The sequence below is a fragment of the Delftia tsuruhatensis genome, from assembly GCF_903815225.1.
In the GTDB taxonomy this organism is placed as follows: Bacteria; Pseudomonadota; Gammaproteobacteria; order Burkholderiales; family Burkholderiaceae_C; genus Comamonas; species Comamonas tsuruhatensis_A.
This window is the reverse complement of the sequence record NZ_LR813084.1, coordinates 5,400,903-5,419,976: the sequence shown is the minus strand read 5'-3', so window position 1 is coordinate 5,419,976 and position 19,074 is coordinate 5,400,903. Positions and strand designations below refer to the sequence as shown.

Here is a 19,074-nt window from a genome sequence, read left to right as displayed (position 1 = left end):
CCAGCGGGCCGCGGGCCTTCAACTGAACACTTCGTCGCGCGCGCCGCCTTCCAGGTGCTGCACATCGCCCCAGCCGACCAGGCCCAGGCCCTGGGGCGTCCACAGCAGCCGGTTGATGGCGGCATTGCCCAGGGCCCAGGTGCGCGGCGCCTGCAGCTCCTGGCGCGTGGCCAGGCGGTACAGCACATCCATCACGCCGCCATGGGCGACGATCACGATCTGCTCGCCCGCGTGGAGGGCGGCCAGCCGGTCCACCGTGGTGGCAATGCGCTCGCGCAGCATCCGCAGCGATTCGCCACCTCCGGCGGGCACGAAGTCGGGATCGCGCTTGCGCCAACGCAGCGCATCCTCGGGGTGCGTCACCTCGATCTCGGCAAAGGTCTGGCCTTCGAAGCTGCCGAAGCAGCGCTCGCGCAGGCCCTTGTCCGCCGCCAAGGGCGCGCCCGTGGTCCGTTCCACGGCCTGTGCCGTGGCGTAGGCACGCAGCAGGTCGCTGCTGTAGATGGCCGAGACCGCCTCGCCCGCGAGGGCCTTGCCGGCCTGCGCAGCCTGCCAAAGCCCGATGTCGTTGAGCGGAATGTCCAGATGCCCCTGGATGCGGGCGTCCACATTCCAGGCGGTTTCTCCGTGGCGGATGGCGATGATGCGCGTGGCTTGCATGAGGGACTGGCGTGGGATGCTGCAAAAAGAGCAGGCATTGTCCCGCAAGCTGCGGCAGGCTGCTTGATCCTCCAGCGTGGGGTCAGATCAGGCTTTTTGCGTTGTCGAGGACGAAGTCGCAGGCCTTTTCCTTGAGGTCGCCCTTGAGCTTGTCGATGCTGAAGCTCTTGCCGTTGGCACCGGTGACCAGTCCTCCCAGACCGCCCTGGAAGCCCGCGTCCTTGGGCTCTTCCTGCTTTTGCATGCCCAGCTTGCCCAGCAACTGGTCCTTGACCTGGGCAGCCTTGTCGGCGTTGAGGTAGTTGTTCTTCATGCAGTAGGTGATGACGCCCGCCGCATTGCCGGCCGTGGCCGAGGGGCTCAGGCCCAGGGCCGACAGCGCGCCGGCACCGCCTGCGCCTGCGCCTGCGCCCAGCATGCCGCCCAGCGGCGAGCCGCCATCGGTACCGGCCGTGGCAGCGGCCTTGTCGCCGCCCAGCCCGGAGGCCTGGCGCAGCGTGTCGCCCAGGCCCGATGCCTGGGCCGGCAGGGCGCCCAGGCCCAGCGTGGCGCACAGCAATGCGCCGGCAATCGATGTCTTCATGGATGCTTCCTTTCCGCGGGACCCGCAGGCTCGATACAGGCTCTGAAGTTAGCACGCCGCATGGCGGGTGCAGGTTGCCGATTGCAAACCTTTGCCAGCGCCTGCCATGGACGGGGAGTGCCGGTGTCCCGCGTTTTCACTAGCAGCCAAACCCCGGCGCGTCTCCATGATGGCCGCTGCATCGGTGGCGGGATTGTTATTTGGAAATCTCTTTTAAGTATAAAAATCAATCCAGCAAGCAAGAAAAGTTATTTAAAGTGGGGCGCGCCAAATGGCCCGTTTCTTGAAGAGCCAGGGCTGCCGTGTCGCAATGACCGCCGCCTTTCCAACCATTCCAAGGGGAGCAGACAAATGACCATGAAGACTCTGGGCCATGCCTTGCTGGCCGCCGGCCTGTTGACCTCGGCCGTGCTCGCGCAGGCCGAGACCGTGCGCTGGGCCCGTGGCTCGGACCCGACGACACTGGACCCGCACGCCTTCAACGTGGGCACCAATTTCGTGCTGCTGCACCAGATCTACGAGACCCTGGTGATCCGCTCCGCCGATGGCAAGCTGGTGCCCACGCTGGCCACCTCGTGGAAGATGACGTCCGATCCATCGGTCTGGGAGTTCAAGCTGCGCCCCAACGTCAAGTTCCACGACGGCACGCCGTTCACTGCGCGCGACGTGGTGTTCTCGCTGAACCGCGCCAAGGGGGACAACGCCCAGGTCAAGTCCCTGCTGTCCTCGATGGAGGAGGCCAGGGCCATCGACGACCTGACCGTGCACGTGAAGACCAAGGGCCCGAACCTGATCTTCCCGGACAACCTGACCAACCTCTTCATCATGAGCGAGAAGTGGTCCAAGGCCAATGGCGCCGAGACCACGCAGGACACGGCCAGCAAGACCGAGAATGGCGCCACGCGCGCGGCCAACGGCACGGGCGCCTATGTGCTGGCCAGCCGCGAGATCGATTCCAGGACGGTGATGAAGCTCAACCCCGACTACTGGGGCAAGGGCCAGTTCCCGCTGCAAGTGACCGAGCTGGTCTACTTGCCCATCAAGTCGCCTGCCACGCGCGTGGCGGCCCTGCTGTCGGGCGAGGTGGACTTTGCCCAGGACATTCCCGCGCAGGATGTGGCGCGCCTGAAGCAGGACAAGCGCCTGCGCATCAACGAAGGTCCCGAGAACCGCTCCATCTTCCTGGGCCTGAACGTGGGCGCCTCCGAGATCAAGAGCAGCAACGTCAAGGGCAAGAATCCGCTGGCCGATCCCAAGGTGCGCCAGGCCATCGAGCTGGCCATCGACCGCGATGCGATCAAGCGCTCGGTGATGCGTGGCCTGTCGATTCCGACCGGCGTGCTGGCACCCTCGTTCGTCAATGGCTACAGCAAGGCCTTTGCGGCCTATCCCAAGTCCGATCCGGTCAAGGCCAAGCAACTGCTGGCCGAGGCGGGCTACCCCAACGGCTTTTCCATCACGCTGAACACGCCCAACGACCGCTACGTGAACGACGAGGCCATCGCCACGGCCGTGGCCGGCTTCCTGGGCCGCGTCGGCATCAAGACCGAGGTCTCGGCCCGGCCCATCGCCATGCACAGCGTGTCCATCACCAAGGCCGAGACCGACTTCTACCTCTTCGGCTGGGGCGTGCCCACCTATGACTCGGCCTATATCTTCGACTTCCTGGTGCACACGCGCGGCAAGGACAACCGCGGCGCGCAGAACGCCACGGGCTTCAGCAATGCCGATGTGGACAGCAAGATCGTGTCCCTGTCCTCGGAGAGCGACAAGGCCAGGCGCGATGCCACGGTCAAGAGCATCTGGGAAGTGGTGCAAAAGGAGCGCTTCTACATTCCGCTGCATGACCAGGTGATCCACTTCGCCTCGGTGCAGAAGATCAACGTGCCCGTGCACCCGGACAACGCGCTGCACTTCAAGTTCGTCAAGTTCGAGAAGAAGTAGGCGCCGATGCTGGTCCATCTGCTGCGCCGGCTGGGCCAGTCCGCCCTGGTCCTGCTGGCCGTCTCCTTCGTGTCCTTCATGGTGTTCCGCCACATCGGCGATCCCACCATCAGCCTGCTGGGCGAGGATGCCACCGTGGCCGAGCGCGAGGCGCTGACCGAATCGCTGGGCTTCAACAAGCCGGTGCCCCTGCAGTACCTGGCCTATGTGGGCCGGGTGCTCCAGGGGGACCTGGGGATTTCCTACCGGCTCAAGCGCCCGGTGAGCGAGATCATCTTCGAGCGGCTGCCGGCCACGCTGGAGCTGGCGATGACGGCGGCGCTGTTTGCCTTGGTCATCGGCGTGGCGCTGGGCGTGTACACGGCGATACGGCGCGAGGGGTGGCTCAGCCGCTCGATCATGACCGTCTCCCTGGTCGGCGTGTCCCTGCCCACCTTCCTGATCGGCATCGGCCTGATCTACGTGTTTGCCGTGGAGCTGCGCTGGCTGCCGTCCTTCGGGCGTGGCGAGACGGTGAAGATCGGCGGCTGGGAGAGCGGCATGCTGACGGCCTCGGGCTGGGCCGCGCTGATCCTGCCGGCCATCACGCTGGGGTTCTACAACATGACGCTGATCATGCGCCTGGTGCGCGCCGAGATGCTGGAGGTGCTGCGCGCCGACTACATGCGCTTCGGCCGCGCGCGCGGCCTGCGCGAGCGCGACCTGTACTTCGGCCATGCGCTGCGCAACACCTGGATCCCCGTGATCACCATCGCCGGGCTGCAGCTGGGCTCGCTGATCGCCTTCGCCATCGTCACCGAAACCGTGTTCCAGTGGCCCGGCGTGGGCCTGCTGTTCATCTCCTCCATCCAGGGCGTGGACGTGCCGCTGATCGCGGCCTACCTGATGTTCATCGCGCTGCTGTATGTGGGCATCAATCTGGTCGTGGACTTCCTTTACGTAATCGTCGATCCGCGCCTGAGGAACCGATGACTGAATCCGTCAAACAAGCAACTCTTCCCACGGGCTGGCGCGCCAGTGATTCGCCGGTCAAGCGCGCCTTCGCGCGCTCGCGCCTGGTGCAGGTGGCGGCGGCCGTGCTGGTGCTGATCGTGCTGGCCACGCTGCTGTCGCCCTGGCTGGCCTGGCAGAACCCCTTCGATCCCGCCAACCTGGACCTGATGGATGCCTTCACGCCGCCGGGGCAGGCGGGCACCAGCGGCACGCTGTATGCGCTGGGTTCGGACGACCAGGGCCGCGATGTCTGGAGCGCGATCCTCTACGGGCTGCGCATGTCGGTGCTGGTGGGCGTGTCGGCCGTGGGCCTGTCCCTGCTGATCGGCGTGCCGCTGGGACTGGTCTGCGGCTATGCGGGCGGCTGGTTCGACACGCTGATCATGCGCATCGCCGATGTGCAGCTGACCTTTCCCGTGATCCTGGTGGCGCTGCTGGTCTTCGGCATCGCGCGCGGCCTGTTGCCCGAGGGCTATCGCGACGACATGGCGGTGTTCGTGATCGTCATCGCCATCGGCCTGTCCGACTGGGTGCAGTACGCGCGCACCGTGCGCGGCGCCGTGATGGTGGAAAAGCACAAGGACTATGTGCTGGCCGCGCAGCTCATCGGCCGCAGCCGCACCGCCATCCTGACCCGGCACATCCTGCCCAACCTGCTGGCGCCGGTGCTGGTGATCGCCACCATCAGCTTCGCCCATGCCATCGTGGCCGAGTCCACGCTGTCCTACCTGGGCGTGGGCCTGCCGCCCACCCAGCCGTCGCTGGGCACGCTGATCCGCATCGGCCAGGGATTTCTGTTCTCGGGCGAATGGTGGATCCTGCTGTTCCCTTCGCTGGTGCTGCTGGCGCTGGCGCTGTCCGTCAACCTCGTCGGCGACTGGCTGCGCGACGCCTTGAATCCCAAGCTGCAATGAGCACCCTCCCAGAACCAGGACTGTCGCCCGTGCTCAGCGTGCGCGGGCTGTCCGTGACCTTCGACACCTACAAGGGGCCCGTGCAGGTGCTGGACGACGTGTCCTTCGACATCGCGCCCGGCGAGATCCTGGGCGTGGTGGGCGAGTCGGGCGCCGGCAAGTCCATGACGGGCGCGGCCGTGATCGGCCTGATCGAGCCGCCGGGCCGCATCTCGGCCGGCACGGTGCAACTGCGCGGCGAGCGCATCGACACCTTGCGCGGCGAGGACCTGCGCCGTGTGCGCGGGCGGCGCATCGGCTCCATCTTCCAGGACCCGCTGACCAGCCTGAACCCGGTCTACACCATAGGCCGGCACCTGGTGGAGACCGTCCGCACCCATCTGCCCGTGTCCGAAAAAGAGGCCCAGGCGCGCGCCCTGGCCTTGCTCGAAGAGGTGGAGATCCCGCAGGCGCGCGAGCGCATGGCCCAGTACCCGCACCAGTTCTCGGGCGGCATGCGCCAGCGCGTGGCCATTGCCCTGGCCTTGTGCGCCGAGCCCGAGCTCATCATCGCCGACGAGCCCACCACGGCGCTGGACGTGTCCGTGCAGGCCCAGATCATTGCGCTGCTGCGCCGCGTCTGCAAGGAACGCGGCGCCGCCGCCATGCTGATCACGCACGACATGGGCGTGATCGCCGAGACCGCCGACCGCGTCATGGTCATGTACCAGGGCCGCGTGCTGGAGACCGGCCCGGTGCGCCAGGTGCTGGATGCGCCGGGCCAGCCCTATACCCAGGTGCTGATGGCCGCCATCCCCAGCATGCATCAACGGGTGCAGCGCCTGCCCGTGCCAGAGGTCGGCGGCGGCCCGGCCGCGTCCGCCGTGCCCTGGCAGCCCAAGGCCGATGCGCAAACGCCTGCGGCGGCTCTGCTGGAGGTCAGGGGTCTGTGCAAGGAATTCGACCTGTCCAGCGGCTGGCTGGCACGGCTGCTGACGCGCGAGGAAAAGAAGATCCTCAAGGCCGTGGACGGCGTCAGTTTCGCGATCCGCAAGGGCACGACCTTCGGCCTGGTGGGCGAGTCCGGATCGGGCAAGTCCACGGTGGCGCGCATGGTGGCGGGGCTGACTCCGCCGACCGGCGGCACGGTGCTGTTCGACGGCGTGGACAAATGGAGCCCGGCCGCGCAGACCGTGGCCATGCGCCGGCGCTTCCAGATGATCTTCCAGGACCCGTATGCCAGCCTGAACCCGCGCTGGACGGTGCAGGAACTGATCGCCGAGCCCTTGCAGGTGCTGGGCCTGACGGCCAGCCGGGATGAGACGGCCGAGCGTGTGCAGGAGGCGCTGCGCCGTGTGCGCATGAAGCCGGACGATGCGCGCAAGTACCCGCACCAGTTCTCGGGCGGGCAACGCCAGCGCATCGCCATCGCGCGCGCCCTGGCCAGCCGGCCCGAGTTCATCATCTGCGACGAGCCGACCTCGGCGCTGGACGTCTCGGTCCAGGCCCAGGTGCTCAACCTGATGCGCGACCTGCAGGAAGAGTTCGGCCTGACCTATCTGCTGATCAGCCACAACCTGGCCGTGATCCGCCACATGTGCGACGACATCGGCGTCATGCAGCGCGGCCGGCTGGTCGAGGCCGGCGACGCGGCCGCCGTGCTGGATGCGCCGCAGCATGACTACACGCGGGCGCTGATGGCCGCCGTGCCTGACATCGCGCACGTGCACTAGCAAAAGAAAAAGGCCTGCGGAAGCAGGCCTTGGACGCACCGGCGGCGAGGGTCATTGGGCCGGAGCCGGGGCCGGGGCCGACGCTGGCTTCGCAGCGGCGCCAGCCTGCTGCTGCTCGGGCCCGATGGTGGTGCGCACCACGCGCGAGCCCCTGGGCGGGTTCGGGAAACCGGTCAGTGCCGCATCGAACAGGACGCCGAAGATGGCCGGGTCGTCGGTCCAGACATCCTGGCGCTGGGCCGAAGTCTCATAGACGATCTGCTGCGTGCCGGCATTGCGCATCACGATGCTCACGGCGCGGTAGTACTCCAGCGGGGGGCCGTCGAACATGAAGCTGCCGCCGAAACCCATGCCCCAGCCGCGCCCATAGCCCAGGCCCCAGCCCCAGCGCGGGCCACCCCAGCGGTCGTAGTAGGGCCAGGCGGCATAGTCGCGCGCGTAGCGGGCATCGGCGCCGATCTGCACGACCAGGCTGGCCCGGGTATCGTCGCGCTGCAGGCCCACGCGTGCCAGGGCCTGCTGGGCCTGGGATTCGATGGCGGCGAAGTGTGCCTGTGCCTCGCGCTGCGAGGGCAGCACCTCCAGGCGGTAGGTGGGCGGCGCGGGCAGGGCGCTCAGCGTGGAATAGCTCTGGACGGTGCTCTGGACTTCACGCACGCTGGCGCAGCCCGTGAGCAAGGCCGTGGCCGTCAGCGCGATGGCATGGATGCAGCGCAGGTTCATGATGGACTCCTCGATCGAAAAAAAGGCCCGCTTGCACGGGCCTTCGTTGGAGTGGGGCGTATCGTTGTTGGTTCAGCCGTCAGGACAGTTGTACCACTTGCAGGCCCGGCAGCGCCGCGGAGACGGGCAGTTCCTCATGGTCAAAGGCCATGTCGCCGTTGGGGTCGGCGATGCCGGTGGCCCTGGCATTCTTGAAGTCGTGCAGCTCGGGGTCCATCATGTGCGTGGTGACGATGTGGCCCATGGCGCGGAACATGCTTTCCACGCGGCCGGGGAATTTCCTGTCCCACTCGCGCAGCAGCTCCCCCACGGCCACGCGCTGCAGGCCGTCCTGGCTGCCGCAGAGGTTGCAGGGGATGATGGGGAAGTTCTGGTACTGGGCCCAGCGCGTCGTGTCCTTCTCCGGCACGTAGCACAGCGGGCGGATCACCACATGCCTGCCGTCGTCAGACACCAGCTTCGGGGGCATGCCCTTCATGCGGCCGCCGTAGAACATGTTGAGCATCAGCGTCTGCACGATGTCGTCGCGGTGGTGGCCCAGGGCGACCTTGGTGCAGCCCAGCTCGTCGGCCACCTTGTACAGGATGGCGCGGCGCAGGCGCGAGCACAGGCCGCAGGTGGTCTTGCCCTCGGGCACGACGCGCTTGACGACGCTGTAGGTGTCCTGGGTCTCGATGTGGTAATCCACGCCGATGCTCTTGAAGTACTCGGGCAGCACGTGGTCGGGAAAGCCGGGCTGCTTCTGGTCCAGGTTCACGGCCACCAGTTCGAACTTCACGGGTGCGCGCTTTTGCAGCTTGCGCAGCACGTCCAGCAGGGTGTAGCTGTCCTTGCCACCCGACATGCAGACCATGATCTTGTCGCCTTCCTCGATCATGTTGAAGTCGGTGATGGCGCGGCCCACCTCGCGGCACAGGCGTTTTTCGAGCTTGATCTGCTCGCGCTCGATCTTGATCCGTTGGCTGCCCGCGTCGGAGGCGGGCGTTTCGGAGGCGGCCTCTTCGGCCAGCCAGGGGTTGTCGGTCACTGCGTTCATGGGTTCACCATTGTCCTGTCTCGACGCGAATGGCCACTTCGCAGTCGTCAAAAATTTCGAGCTTGGCGATCTTCACGCGCACGCCCAGCACGCCGGGCAATTGCATCAGGCGCTGGGCCAGCTTGCCGATCAGGCTTTCGAGCAGGTTCACGTGCTCGGCCGTGCACTCGTCGATGATGATCTGGCGCACCTTGCGGTAGTCCAGCACATGCAGGATGTCGTCGTCGCGCGGTGCCAGGGGCTGCGTGCCCAGGCTCAGCTCGGCATCGACCAGGATGGGCTGGGGGGTTTTCTTCTCGTGGGCGAGGATGCCCAGGTTGGCGTCGAAGCGCAAACCCGTGAGCGTCAGGATCTGTTGTCCGGTGGCGGAGGTCATGGGGAAAAGCCGTGGAGTGTGGGCAAGCGCGGCAGGCGCCTACATCATGGAAAAGTCACGCTCGAAGCGCTGCAGGTGCTGGCCGCCGTCCACCAGCAGCGTGGTGCCGGTGATGGACTGGTTGTCCAGCGCGAAGCACACGGTGGCGGCGACATCGGCGGCGCTGGAGGAACGGCCCAGCGGGCTGAGCCGGTGCAGGGATTCGAAGCGCTCCTGGCTCAGCAGGTGGCTGGTCAGCGTCAGGCCCGGAGCCACGCCGACCACGCGCACACGCGGTGCCAGCGCCAGCGCCAGCATGGTGCCCGCCGCCTCCAGTGCGGCCTTGGACAGCGTGTAGCTGAGGAAGTCGGGGTTCTGGTTCCAGAGCTTCTGGTCCAGCAGGTTGATCACGGCACCACTGGCGTGCTCCTCGCTGGCGGCCACACGCTGCTCGATGTGGGCGTGCAGCGCCTGGGCCAGCAGGATGGGCGCGCCGGTGTTGCTGCGCAGATGTGCTTCCAGCGCCACGTAGCTGAAGCTCGTGGCGTCGTCGTGCTCGAACAGCGAGGCGTTGTTGACCACGGCGTCCAGGTGGCCGAAATGCGCCACGGCGCGCGGTACCAGCGAACGGACCGAATCTTCATCGAAGAAATCGGCGTCCAGGGCCGCGCTGTCGCCGGCCAGCTCGGCGCAGGCGGCTGCGGTCTCCAGCGCCTCGTCGTGCGAGTCGCGGTAATGCACGGCCACCTGCCAGCCCGCGCTGGCAAGCGCGAGCGCGATGTCGCGGCCCAGGCGGCGGGCCGCGCCGGTCACCAAAACTGTGCGTGTTCGGGCAGGGGAGGACATTCGAGGACAATGTACGGATCGTGACGACAGAACCCTCAATTTTAACGGCGGCCCTGCAAACCCGTGTTGCGCAAGAGATTGCGTCCTCGGGAGGCTGGCTGCCTTTCGACCGTTTCATGGCCCTGGCGCTGTACGAGCCAGGCCTGGGCTACTACGCCAACGACACCGCCAAGTTCGGGCTGATGCCTGCATCGGGCAGCGATTTCGTGACCGCCCCGGAGATGTCCCCGGTCTTCGGCCAGTTGCTGGCGGCCCAGGTGGCCGAGGCACTGCAGCGCACCCATACCCGGGAGGTCTGGGAGTTCGGCGCGGGTACGGGCGCGCTGGCGCTGCAGGTGCTGGACGAGCTGGCCGCGCTGGGCGTGCGGCCCGACCGCTACACCATCGTCGACCTGTCGGGCACGCTGCGTGCGCGCCAGCGGCTCAGCCTCGTCAAGCACGAGGGGCTGGTGCACTGGGCCGATGCGCTGCCCGAGCGGCTCGAAGGCGTGGTCATCGGCAACGAGGTGCTGGACGCCATGCCGGTGCAGTTGCTGGTGCGCAAGTCCGGTGTCTGGCACGAGCGCGGCGTCGAGCTGCTGCCGGACGGCGGATTCGGCTGGCAGGACCGGCCCACGCCGCTGCGCCCGCCCGTGGAGGTCGAAGGCGAGCATGACTACCTGACCGAGATCCACCTGCAGGGCGAGGCCTTCATGCGCACGCTGGGCGAGCGCATGGCGCGTGGCGCGGCCTTCTTCATCGACTACGGCTTCGGCGAGTCCGAGTACTTCCATCCGCAGCGCCACATGGGCACCCTCGTCTGCCACCGCCTGCACAAGGTGGACGACGACCCGCTGTCCGACGTGGGACTCAAGGACATCACGGCCCACGTGAACTTCACGGGCACGGCCGTGGCCGCGCAGGAGGCGGGCTTCGAGGTGCTGGGCTATACCTCGCAGGCCCATTTCCTCATCAACTGCGGCCTGGGGCCCAAGCTGGATGCGCTGGCCCAGGGCCCGCGCGCCATGGCCGCCAAGCTGATGATGGAGCATGAGATGGGCGAGCTGTTCAAGGTCATTGGCCTGGCCAAGGGCGTGCAGCCCTGGGATGCCATGGGCTTCGTGCGCGGGGACCGCAGCCACCGGCTGTAGGCCCCCGGGCGCCCTGTGCTCAGCGCCTGACCACCGTGCCGTTCCTCACGTCGTAGACCGTCTGGTCCTTGAGGTGGATGCGGTAGATCTCGCGCGTGACGTTGCCGGCGAATCCCAACTCCACGATGGACAGCTGGTCGAACGTGGTCGTGAAGCCGCCGGGCAGGATGCGGTTCAGGCGCGCTGCGGTCTCTCCCATGGCGCGCTCGATCTCGGGCGTGAACGCGGACTCGCTGTAGACCAGGGTGTTGTGCGGGTTGTGGCTGCGCACTTCCTTGCCCGACTGCACCTGGTTGATGCCGCTGACGCCCACGCTTTGCACCATGGCCTTGGCCGAATCGCTCATGCGTGCATAGACCGGTCCGGTCACGCGCGGCAGCGGCCCGTCGCGCAGCGGCGCCATGGCGGCCGTGGCGCGGGTGTTGAAGTCCATCATGGCCTCGTAGGCGGGGCCCGACTTGACGATGCCCAGGTCCAGCCACCAGGGCTTGCCCGCGCCCTTGGCGGCCTCGGTGGTATAGAAATTCTTCAGGTGCACGTCCTGCAGCACGGGGGGCAGGGCCGGCAGGGCGGCGAGCATCCTGCGCGGGGTGGCGGGATCGGCGCTGTGGATGTGCACCACGGTGACATGGGGCAGGTTGAAGGTGTTGGCCTCGGCCACCAGCTTCAGGCGCAGCAGCTGCTCCTGCACCACGGGCGTGACCTGGCTGTCGATGATGGCCGTGGCATCGGCCGGCAGGCGGTACACGAGGCCGTAGGTCGTCTGGTGGGCTCGAAAATCGCTGCGCTGCAGAGCGCTGTTGTCGATGGCGCCGGGCGCGGTGGCGGGTGCCGGTGCGCTGGCGCAGGCCGTCAGCAGGGCGGCGGGCAGGGCCGCGAGAAGGAAGTGCCAGGATGTGCGTTGCATGGTGGGGTCGTCTTGTTGCGGCACTGAGCCATGGTGGAAAAAGGGCGGTGTGTCCCGGAGCCTCCCGCCACGGGACTTTCGCACTGTAGGACGCCCATATGTCCCGCCCATGACGCGCCGCCGCCTTACACTGGCCGTCATGATCCGCTGGCTCCTCGTCATCTTCCTGGCACTGCTGCTGTTCAACGGCCTGCATGCCTGGCTGGAGCGCATCGGACTGGGCCGCCTGCCCGGGGATTTCCGCTTCCGCATCTTCGGCCGCGTGGTCTTCCTGCCCATTGCCAGCACCGTGGTGCTGAGCCTGATCGCCGCGCTCATCGCCAGGCTGGTCTGAGCCCGGCTTGAAGCGCGGGCCTGCCGTCCGCATATGCAGGCATTGCCCCCAGGAGTTCCGAACAAGAGGCCGCCATGTCCGACAAACTGCATTTCGTCTGCCCCCATTGCCACACCACCAACCGCGTCGCGGCCGACCAGCTCGGCAGCGCACCGGACTGCGGCAGCTGCCACCAGCCGCTGGTCACGGGCCGGCCGGTGGCGCTGGATGCACAGAGCTTTGCCAGGCATGTGGGGCGCAGCCAGGTGCCCGTGGTGGTCGATTTCTGGGCCCCCTGGTGCGGCCCCTGCCGCATGATGGCGCCCGCCTTCGAGCAGGCAGCCCAGGCGCTGGCGCCCGGTGTGCAACTGGCCAAGCTGGATACCGAGGCCCATCCCCAGGCCGCCGCGCCCTACAACATCCGCAGCATTCCGACCATGGTGGTGTTCCGGGAAGGCCGCGAGATCGCCCGCGTGTCCGGCGCGCTGCCCGCGGGCGAGATCGTGCGCTGGGTGCGTTCGGTTGTCTGATTCTTCGGACGGCCCACAGGGCTCGTCCCTGCTGGCGCTGCGGGGGAGCCCCCTCGTTTTGCGTGACCAGCCTCCTAGGATTTGAAGGCATAAATCAGAACTTTCTTAGAGATGCACGGCGGTCTTCTTCCCTAGATTCGTTGCACGGATCAACGGGCCCGCGCAGGCGGGCCGGGGGAGCATGCACCTATCCAGGTTGCTGCTTTCCCCATGCACAGGGAGGGCGACACCATGAACCGGATTTTTCGAAGCCTCTGGAATGCGGCGCTTGGCGCCTGGGTGGCCGTGGCGGAAACCATGCGCGCGCGTGGCGGCGTCGCTCTTGGTGGTGCAGGGCTCGTCCTTTTGGTACCCGGCGCCGCGTTGCCGCAGCAGGTCAATGTGGGGCCCGGCCAGACGCTGACGGGGGATGGCGTCTCCTTCATCGCCAGCCAGACAGGCGGCGGCGCGGCCGTCCAGGTGAACCAGGGCGTGCTCAGCGTGGAGGGCGGGCGGATCGATATCACCGCTTCGGGAAGCGGGGCCAAGGGCGTGGTGGTGGATGGTGGCTCGAATGCTTCCGCCTCCCTCAGGCTCGGCGCAGCTGCGGGGGACATCGCGAACATCCGTGTGTCAGGTGCCAGCACATACGGGATCTATGCGCTGACGGCGAGCCCACGCAGCACGGTCGACATCTCTCTGGAGCGGGTGGACCTGCTGGTGGAGGACGCCAATCCTGCAGGCCGTGGCGTCGGTATTTTCCTCAACGCACGGGGCCGCTTGAAGCTGCTGGATACCACCATCCGGGCACACAGCGGCATCGATCTCTTCGGGCTGGACTCGGCGCTCCTGCAACGGGTGCGGATCGTGGCCGGCAACGGCGTCGGCCTGGCTGTAGGCGCGGGGGGGCAGGTGATCAACAACACGCCTTCCCAGGTCGAGGTGCGCGATTTCGACATCGTGACCGGCGTGGATCCCGCCACCGGGCAACCCATCGGAACTTCCGGTTCCTACGGCATCCTGTCGGGTGGGTACGCGGACACCCTGCTGTCGGGGGGACGGGTGCAGACCTACGGGAACAATGCCCATGGGATCTGGGCATGGGGGGATGCGGACAAGCCTGGTCCGGTCTCCATGCGTGTCCGTGATGTGGATATCGTTTCACAGGGCGATGGCGCCTACGGCGTGGAGAACACTTCCGTGCGTTCCGAAATCACAGGGGGACGCATTCTGACCCGGGGGGCCGGCGCCCACGGCGTGGCCGCAGGAGGCGGGATCACCTTCATCGAGCAGAACGGCAACATCGTTCGCTGGCAGGCCTCTCAGGTCAGCGTGGATGGAACCAAGATCACCACGCAAGGCCGGCGTGGCTACGGGCTGGTCGCGCATGGTGGAGCGATAGACGCCAGGAATGTGTCCATCACCACTTCGGGAAACACCGCCTATGGCGTCCTGGCCAACTCTTCGCGCACCGTCGAATCGTCGGGCCGGGTACTGCTGGTGGAGAACTCCTCGGTCTCGTTGACGGGCGCCACGGTCATGACCTCGGGAGAGAGCAGCCATGCAGCGGTTCTCATCGGTGATGGCACGCTGGACATCACCGACTCCACCATCGAGACCCAGGGAAAGAGTGCGGCGGGGCTGGCCTACGGTTCACGGAGCGGGCAAACCCGGGCGGGGACGTCGCGCATCTCCGGCTCCACGGTCCGCAGCGAGCAATCGGCAGCCGTCTATGTGGCCGGAGGGATAGACACCCTGGTTCTGAGCGACTCCACGGTACAGAGCAGGGCACCCAAAGGTGTGCTGCTGCAACTGGACCGAACGCTGGGTGGCGATCTGACGGTGCTGGCCGAGAGATCCCGGCTGAGCGGGGACCTGGACCTGAGGGCCGGCCCCGCTGAACGCCTTGCGCTCGAATTGCGGGACCATTCGGAGTTCACAGGCGCGGCCCGCGATGGCCGTGGCCAGGCGGGCTCCATCGCCCACCGTGTCAGCATCGATGGCACCAGCCGCTGGAACCTGAGTGGCGACTCGACGGTGAACGATCTGGTCAACGACGGGACGATTGCCTTCGTGTCTCCCTCGTCCCAGGACTTCAAGACACTGACCGTCGAAGGCGACTACACCAGCAACAACGGACGGCTGATGCTCAGCACACGGCTGGGGGACGACGGCTCGCCGACCGACAAGGCCATCTTCAAGGGGCAGGTCCAGGGCGTCACACGGGTTGCCGTGGCCAATGCCGGCGGCCTGGGCGCAAAGACCCGGGGTGATGGCATCCGCGTCATCGAGGCCCCCAAGGCGGGCCAGGGCGCCTTCGTGCAGGATGGCCGCATTGCCGCAGGCGCCTACGACTACACGCTGCACGAGGGGGCGCAGGGAGGCGCTCAGGACGGCAACTGGTATCTGCGTTCTGACTACAACGCTCCACCGCCACCGCCACCGCCGCCGCCACCGCCACCGCCACCGCCACCGCCGCCACCACCGCCACCACCGCCACCGCCACCGCCACCGCCACCGCCGCCGCCACCACCGCCACCGCCGCCACCGCCACCGCCACCGCCGCCACCACCACCGCCACCACCACCACCGCCGCCACCACCACCGCCACCGCCACCGCCACCGCCACCGCCACCGCCACCACCGCCACCGCCACCACCACCGCCACCGCCACCGCCACCGCCACCGCCACCGCCACCAGTGCCCGAGCTCCCCAATTACCGGCCCGAGGTGCCTCTGGCCATGGCAGCCCCGGCGCTGGCTCAGCGCCTGGGTCTGGGCATGCTGGGGGCGGGGCTGCACGACCGTATCGGCGGGCAACTGGGCGGTGAAGCCGCGCAGGGCCTTTGGGCGCGCGCATTTGGTGAGAGCGGGTCCGTCGGCCGGCGCGATGGCAGCGACGCCGCGCGGCTGGAGGGTTTTCGCCGCCATGGGCCCGGCTACGATCTGCGCGCCTCCGGTCTGCAGATGGGCAGGGATGTGCAGCGCATCCACGGGGCCGATGGTGGGCAGGTGCGCGCCGGCTTCTATGGGGGGCTGGGCCGCATCAATGGCGATGTGCTGGCGGTCTACGCAGGCAGGGCCGGGTCCGTGGCCATGGACGCCTATGCACTGGGCGCCTACTGGAGCCGTTGGGGCGATGCGGGCTGGTATGCCGACGCCACGCTGCAGGGCATGCGCTACGGCCGTGTCCGGATGCACTCCAGCCTGGGCGAGTCCCTGCGCACGGACGGCTGGGGCCTGGCCGCTTCCCTGGAAGGCGGATACGCGCTTGCCCTGGGCGACGGCTGGAAGGCCGTGCCACAGGCGCAACTGCTGTACCAGCGCACCAGCCTGGCAGACGTCTCCGACCGCTTCGGACACATCCGCTTCGACGCGGCGGATGCCATGTACCTGCGCCTGGGCGCTCGCCTGGAGCAGGACTGGGCCCCACCGGGCGGCGAGCGCATGCTGCTGTGGGCGCGGGCCAACCTCTGGCGCACCATGGGCTCCGCGGCGAAGACGACCTTCACCACGCTGGACGGCAGCCACCCGGTGACATTGCGGACGGGGCTTGGCAGGACCTGGGGACAGGTCGGTGTCGGATTCACGGGGCGGCTGGGGCCGCGTGCAAGCCTGTCGGGCTCGCTGGATTACAGCCAGGGCTTCGAGACAGGGCGCGACCAGGCCGTGACGGGACGCCTGCTGTGGACCCTTGCATGGTAGGGGGCGGCCAGGTCTCCTCGGGGCCGCGCCCGGCCGTCAGGCCTGCACCTGGGCGGGCAGGTAGAAGCAGTAGCCGCTGTTGCGCAGCGTCTTGACGGGCAGCTGCTGGCCGCAGGCCTCCTCGACCTTGCGGCGCAGCCGGCGCATCTGGGTGTCCAGGCGGCGCTGATCGTAGTCCAGGTAGTCGGCCCCCAGCGCCTGCACGATCTGGCGCCGGCTCACGCTGGCGCCGGCCTGGCCCATGAGGCAACGCAAGACCAGCAGATCCTGCTGGGAGAGCGCCACGGGCGGGGCCGAAGGGGGCAGCAGGCGACTGGGGCCCAGTTGCAGCAGCCAGCGCGCCTGGCGCTGCTCCAGTCCCAGACGCCGCGCCAGCGCCGCCAGCGTGGCCTCCAGCTCGTCGAGGTCGCAGCCCTTGCCCAGGTAGTGGTCCGCGCCGGTCTCCAGTCCGCCGATGCGGTCGGCACTGGTGTTGCGGGCACTGAAGACGATGATGCCCAGTTGCTGCCCCTGCTGGCGCAGGCGCTGGATCAGGGCCAGGCCATCGCCGTCGGGCAGTCCGATGTCGATGATGGCCAGCCGGTGGCGCCGCGCATCGAAGTGGCGCTCGAACTCCTGCAGGCTGGCCACGCACTGCGGCGCATAGCCCAGGCCCTCCAGGAACTCGCCGAGTTCGTGGCGCAGCACAGGCTCATCTTCGAGCAGGATCACATCGGGCATGGAGACCGGGGGGTGAGGGTGGGGATGCCGCTGGTGTAGGCTGGCGGCCCCGTGGTGGACTTCAGATGCGATATTACCGTGCGACCTTTCTCCTTCTGGCGTGGCTGCTGTGCCCGTGGCTGGCGTCGGCCCAGATGCTGTGGCTGGATCCGGACGTCCCCATGCAGGCCACGGCAGGCCACTGGCAGCGGCTCGATGATGCCTCGGGCCTGCTGGATGCCGCGCAGGCCGATGCGTCACCCGCCTGGGCTCCGCTGCCCGCGCACCTGAATGCCAGCTTCACCTCGAAGGCGGTGTGGCTGCGCATGTCGGTGCAGGTGCAGCAGCCTGGCAGCTGGATGCTGGTGATGGGCAATGCGCTGCTCGACGAGGTGCAGGTCCATGTGCGCCGGCCTGGCGGCCCATGGCAGTTGCTGGGCAGGAGCGGCGAAGACCTGGAGCGCGCGGCCTGGCCCGTGGACTACCGCAGCCCGGCCTTCCAGTTCGATCCCTGGATCGCCGGGGACTATGAGCTGCTGGTACGCCTGCGTGCGCAAAATGCGCTGGTCACGCGCATCGATCTGTGGCAGCGCCTGGCGTTCGACAACCAGACACGGCGCGAGGCCCTGTCCTTCGGCCTGTACTTCGGCCTGTACCTGCTGCTGATCGGCGTGCAGCTCGTGTTCTGGCTGGGAACGCGGGCGCCGTTGAGCGGTGTGTTTCTGGTCTATATCAGCGTATGCGTGCTCAACGAAGTGCTGTCTCTTGGACTGGTGCAGCAATTGACGGGCCTGCCCGGCTTCTGGAGCGATCGCCTGCTGGGCTGCGGCATTGCCGCCGCCTTGGCGATCTCCTCGCAGCTGGCCTGCGGCCAGCTGGGGCTGGCAGCCCTGCATCCGCAGCGGGTGCGTGTGCTGGTGCAGCTGCTGTGGCTGTTCAGCCTGTGCTGCATGCTGTCGGTGCTGCTGGGGCACTATGCGGCAGGCATGGTGCCGGTGCAGGTCCTGACGCTGCCGCTGGCGGTGGGTTTTCTCGTGCTGGCGCTGTGGTTGTGGCGGCACGGACATGCCCCGGCGCGCTTTTTCGTGCTGGCCTTCGGCATCTTCTATGCCGGTGTGGTGATCTCCTTCCTGCGCAACCTGGGCTGGCTGCCCATGAACGCGCTGACCGCCCTGGTGTCCACCCATGCCTCGGCCCTGGGCACCATGGTGCACATGCTGCTGTTGAGCGCCTGGATCATCGGCGGCCACGAGCGCCGCCGCCGTGCGCGGGAGCGGGAGCAGGCCCATCTCGAAGCGGAGCTGGCACAGCGCCAGGTGCGCGAGAGCGAACTCAGCGAGGCCCTGGCGCTGGAGCGGCGCGTGCGACAGGAGCAGCGCGACTTCGTCGCCATGGTCTCGCACGAACTGCGCACGCCGCTGGCCATCATCATCACCAGCGCCCAGCAGCTGGCGCGCAACCTGACGGCGCCGCCCGACAGGACCCTGGCGCGCAGCCACCATATCCGCGAGGCGGCCCAGCGCCTGCTGGCATTGGTGGACGACTGCCTGGCCGAGGACCGCATGGCCGATCCCCAGCCCCATGCCGAGCCGCGCCTGGAGCCCTGTGACCTGCATGCGCTGGTGGACGGGTTGTGCCAGGACTTCCCCGTGGGGCGCATCGTCTGTGACATGGGTGAGGACGCGCGCCATCTGCACACGGATGCCGGGCTGCTGCGCATCGCGGTGCGCAATCTGCTGGCCAATGCCGACCGCCATACCCCCGAGGGGCTGGGCGTGCGGCTGCGTCTGGTGCGCGATGGCGCCAGCGTCGCCCTGGAAGTCTCCAACCCGTCGGAGCCGATCGCGCCGCAGGACCAGGCGCAATTGTTCGAGCGCTACTACCGTGGACGCAATGCATGGCACAGGCCTGGCGCAGGGCTGGGGCTGTATCTGGTGCGACGCATCGCAGAGCGGCTCGGCGGCAGCGTGACGCTGGTGACTTCGGGGGGAGAGCATCCCGTATGCCTGCGTGTGGTCCTGCCCATGACAGGCCCCTGAACATGG

17 protein-coding genes are annotated in these 19,074 nt (G+C 67.9%); 9 read left to right on the top strand and 8 right to left on the bottom strand.

Annotated features, from left to right (window positions below):
* Window positions 1-18: 18 nt before the first annotated feature.
* Both L1Z78_RS24690 and L1Z78_RS24685 read right to left on the bottom strand, forming a co-directional pair.
* The gene (locus L1Z78_RS24690) at window positions 19-660 is read right to left on the bottom strand and encodes a histidine phosphatase family protein (protein ID WP_234638970.1); all 642 of its coding nucleotides are present in this window, start codon (window positions 658-660) and stop codon (window positions 19-21) included.
* A gap of 82 nt (window positions 661-742) precedes the next feature.
* Window positions 743-1,243 (bottom strand): DUF2501 domain-containing protein, encoded by a 501-nt coding sequence (locus L1Z78_RS24685; protein ID WP_234638969.1) that lies wholly within the window; start codon window positions 1,241-1,243, stop codon window positions 743-745.
* 351 nt (window positions 1,244-1,594) lie between these two features.
* On the opposite strand from L1Z78_RS24685, the gene L1Z78_RS24680 reads away from it, so the two are divergent.
* From L1Z78_RS24680 to L1Z78_RS24665, 4 genes are read left to right on the top strand one after another with little or no spacing between them, the layout of a single operon-like run.
* Window positions 1,595-3,187, top strand: a complete 1,593-nt coding sequence (locus tag L1Z78_RS24680; protein WP_234638968.1) for an ABC transporter substrate-binding protein — start codon at window positions 1,595-1,597, stop codon at window positions 3,185-3,187.
* Between the two features lie 6 nt (window positions 3,188-3,193).
* Window positions 3,194-4,159 (top strand): ABC transporter permease, encoded by a 966-nt coding sequence (locus L1Z78_RS24675; RefSeq protein ID WP_234638967.1) that lies wholly within the window; start codon window positions 3,194-3,196, stop codon window positions 4,157-4,159.
* Window positions 4,156-5,094: an ABC transporter permease gene (locus L1Z78_RS24670; RefSeq protein ID WP_234638966.1), complete on the top strand. Its 939-nt coding sequence runs from the start codon at window positions 4,156-4,158 to the stop codon at window positions 5,092-5,094. Before L1Z78_RS24675 ends, L1Z78_RS24670 begins: the two co-directional genes overlap by 4 nt.
* Window positions 5,091-6,806, top strand: a complete 1,716-nt coding sequence (locus L1Z78_RS24665; protein WP_234638965.1) for an ABC transporter ATP-binding protein — start codon at window positions 5,091-5,093, stop codon at window positions 6,804-6,806. Before L1Z78_RS24670 ends, L1Z78_RS24665 begins: the two co-directional genes overlap by 4 nt.
* A 51-nt stretch (window positions 6,807-6,857) precedes the next feature.
* Here the strand turns inward: L1Z78_RS24665 and L1Z78_RS24660 are convergent, their stop codons facing one another.
* The 4 genes from L1Z78_RS24660 to L1Z78_RS24645 form a co-directional block, all read right to left on the bottom strand.
* Window positions 6,858-7,529 carry a DUF4136 domain-containing protein gene (locus tag L1Z78_RS24660; protein ID WP_234638964.1) on the bottom strand — a complete coding sequence of 224 codons (672 nt, stop codon included), beginning with the start codon at window positions 7,527-7,529 and terminating at the stop codon, window positions 6,858-6,860.
* A 79-nt stretch (window positions 7,530-7,608) separates the two neighbouring features.
* Window positions 7,609-8,565, bottom strand: a complete 957-nt coding sequence (gene ttcA / locus L1Z78_RS24655; protein WP_234638963.1) for a tRNA 2-thiocytidine(32) synthetase TtcA — start codon at window positions 8,563-8,565, stop codon at window positions 7,609-7,611.
* Between the two features lie 4 nt (window positions 8,566-8,569).
* Entirely contained in the window at window positions 8,570-8,941 is a 372-nt protein-coding gene (locus L1Z78_RS24650) for a dihydroneopterin aldolase (protein ID WP_234638962.1), read from the bottom strand.
* Window positions 8,942-8,980: 39 nt separating this feature from the next.
* On the bottom strand, window positions 8,981-9,766 hold the full coding sequence (locus tag L1Z78_RS24645) for an SDR family oxidoreductase (RefSeq protein WP_234638961.1): 786 nt from the start codon (window positions 9,764-9,766) through the stop codon (window positions 8,981-8,983).
* A 116-nt stretch (window positions 9,767-9,882) separates the two neighbouring features.
* Here L1Z78_RS24645 and L1Z78_RS24640 point away from each other — a divergent pair, with 116 nt between their 5' ends.
* Window positions 9,883-10,896, top strand: a complete 1,014-nt coding sequence (locus L1Z78_RS24640; RefSeq protein WP_234642258.1) for a class I SAM-dependent methyltransferase — start codon at window positions 9,883-9,885, stop codon at window positions 10,894-10,896.
* Window positions 10,897-10,915: 19 nt separating this feature from the next.
* Here the strand turns inward: L1Z78_RS24640 and L1Z78_RS24635 are convergent, their stop codons facing one another.
* Entirely contained in the window at window positions 10,916-11,803 is an 888-nt protein-coding gene (locus L1Z78_RS24635; RefSeq protein ID WP_234638960.1) for a hypothetical protein, read from the bottom strand.
* Between the two features lie 139 nt (window positions 11,804-11,942).
* Between L1Z78_RS24635 and L1Z78_RS24630 the strand changes: the two genes are divergently transcribed.
* From L1Z78_RS24630 to L1Z78_RS24620, 3 genes are all read left to right on the top strand, one after another.
* A complete protein-coding gene (locus tag L1Z78_RS24630; RefSeq protein WP_234638959.1) occupies window positions 11,943-12,137 on the top strand; it encodes a DUF2905 domain-containing protein in 195 nt (64 codons plus the stop codon).
* Window positions 12,138-12,211: 74 nt separating this feature from the next.
* Window positions 12,212-12,646, top strand: a complete 435-nt coding sequence (trxC, locus tag L1Z78_RS24625; protein ID WP_234638958.1) for a thioredoxin TrxC — start codon at window positions 12,212-12,214, stop codon at window positions 12,644-12,646.
* A 231-nt stretch (window positions 12,647-12,877) separates the two neighbouring features.
* On the top strand, window positions 12,878-16,330 hold the full coding sequence (locus tag L1Z78_RS24620; protein ID WP_234638957.1) for an autotransporter outer membrane beta-barrel domain-containing protein: 3,453 nt from the start codon (window positions 12,878-12,880) through the stop codon (window positions 16,328-16,330).
* 36 nt (window positions 16,331-16,366) lie between these two features.
* On the opposite strand, the gene L1Z78_RS24615 is transcribed toward L1Z78_RS24620, so the two are convergent.
* A complete protein-coding gene (locus L1Z78_RS24615) occupies window positions 16,367-17,050 on the bottom strand; it encodes a response regulator transcription factor (RefSeq protein ID WP_234638956.1) in 684 nt (227 codons plus the stop codon).
* Window positions 17,051-17,115: 65 nt separating this feature from the next.
* Here L1Z78_RS24615 and L1Z78_RS24610 point away from each other — a divergent pair, with 65 nt between their 5' ends.
* Complete coding sequence (locus tag L1Z78_RS24610; RefSeq protein WP_234638955.1) at window positions 17,116-19,068, top strand: sensor histidine kinase; 1,953 nt, start codon at window positions 17,116-17,118, stop codon at window positions 19,066-19,068.
* The last annotated feature ends 6 nt before the right edge of the window (window positions 19,069-19,074 follow it).

Bases quoted from the DNA above. Each gene is read 5' to 3' on its own strand.
- L1Z78_RS24690 (WP_234638970.1), bottom strand. From the start codon at position 660: ATGCAAGCCACGCGCATCATCGCCATCCGCCACGGAGAAACCGCCTGG.
- L1Z78_RS24685 (WP_234638969.1), bottom strand. From the start codon at position 1,243: ATGAAGACATCGATTGCCGGCGCATTGCTGTGCGCCACGCTGGGCCTG.
- L1Z78_RS24680 (WP_234638968.1), top strand. From the start codon at position 1,595: ATGACCATGAAGACTCTGGGCCATGCCTTGCTGGCCGCCGGCCTGTTG.
- L1Z78_RS24675 (WP_234638967.1), top strand. From the start codon at position 3,194: ATGCTGGTCCATCTGCTGCGCCGGCTGGGCCAGTCCGCCCTGGTCCTG.
- L1Z78_RS24670 (WP_234638966.1), top strand. From the start codon at position 4,156: ATGACTGAATCCGTCAAACAAGCAACTCTTCCCACGGGCTGGCGCGCC.
- L1Z78_RS24665 (WP_234638965.1), top strand. From the start codon at position 5,091: ATGAGCACCCTCCCAGAACCAGGACTGTCGCCCGTGCTCAGCGTGCGC.
- L1Z78_RS24660 (WP_234638964.1), bottom strand. From the start codon at position 7,529: ATGAACCTGCGCTGCATCCATGCCATCGCGCTGACGGCCACGGCCTTG.
- ttcA (WP_234638963.1), bottom strand. From the start codon at position 8,565: ATGAACGCAGTGACCGACAACCCCTGGCTGGCCGAAGAGGCCGCCTCC.
- L1Z78_RS24650 (WP_234638962.1), bottom strand. From the start codon at position 8,941: ATGACCTCCGCCACCGGACAACAGATCCTGACGCTCACGGGTTTGCGC.
- L1Z78_RS24645 (WP_234638961.1), bottom strand. From the start codon at position 9,766: ATGTCCTCCCCTGCCCGAACACGCACAGTTTTGGTGACCGGCGCGGCC.
- L1Z78_RS24640 (WP_234642258.1), top strand. From the start codon at position 9,883: ATGGCCCTGGCGCTGTACGAGCCAGGCCTGGGCTACTACGCCAACGAC.
- L1Z78_RS24635 (WP_234638960.1), bottom strand. From the start codon at position 11,803: ATGCAACGCACATCCTGGCACTTCCTTCTCGCGGCCCTGCCCGCCGCC.
- L1Z78_RS24630 (WP_234638959.1), top strand. From the start codon at position 11,943: ATGATCCGCTGGCTCCTCGTCATCTTCCTGGCACTGCTGCTGTTCAAC.
- trxC (WP_234638958.1), top strand. From the start codon at position 12,212: ATGTCCGACAAACTGCATTTCGTCTGCCCCCATTGCCACACCACCAAC.
- L1Z78_RS24620 (WP_234638957.1), top strand. From the start codon at position 12,878: ATGAACCGGATTTTTCGAAGCCTCTGGAATGCGGCGCTTGGCGCCTGG.
- L1Z78_RS24615 (WP_234638956.1), bottom strand. From the start codon at position 17,050: ATGCCCGATGTGATCCTGCTCGAAGATGAGCCTGTGCTGCGCCACGAA.
- L1Z78_RS24610 (WP_234638955.1), top strand. From the start codon at position 17,116: ATGCGATATTACCGTGCGACCTTTCTCCTTCTGGCGTGGCTGCTGTGC.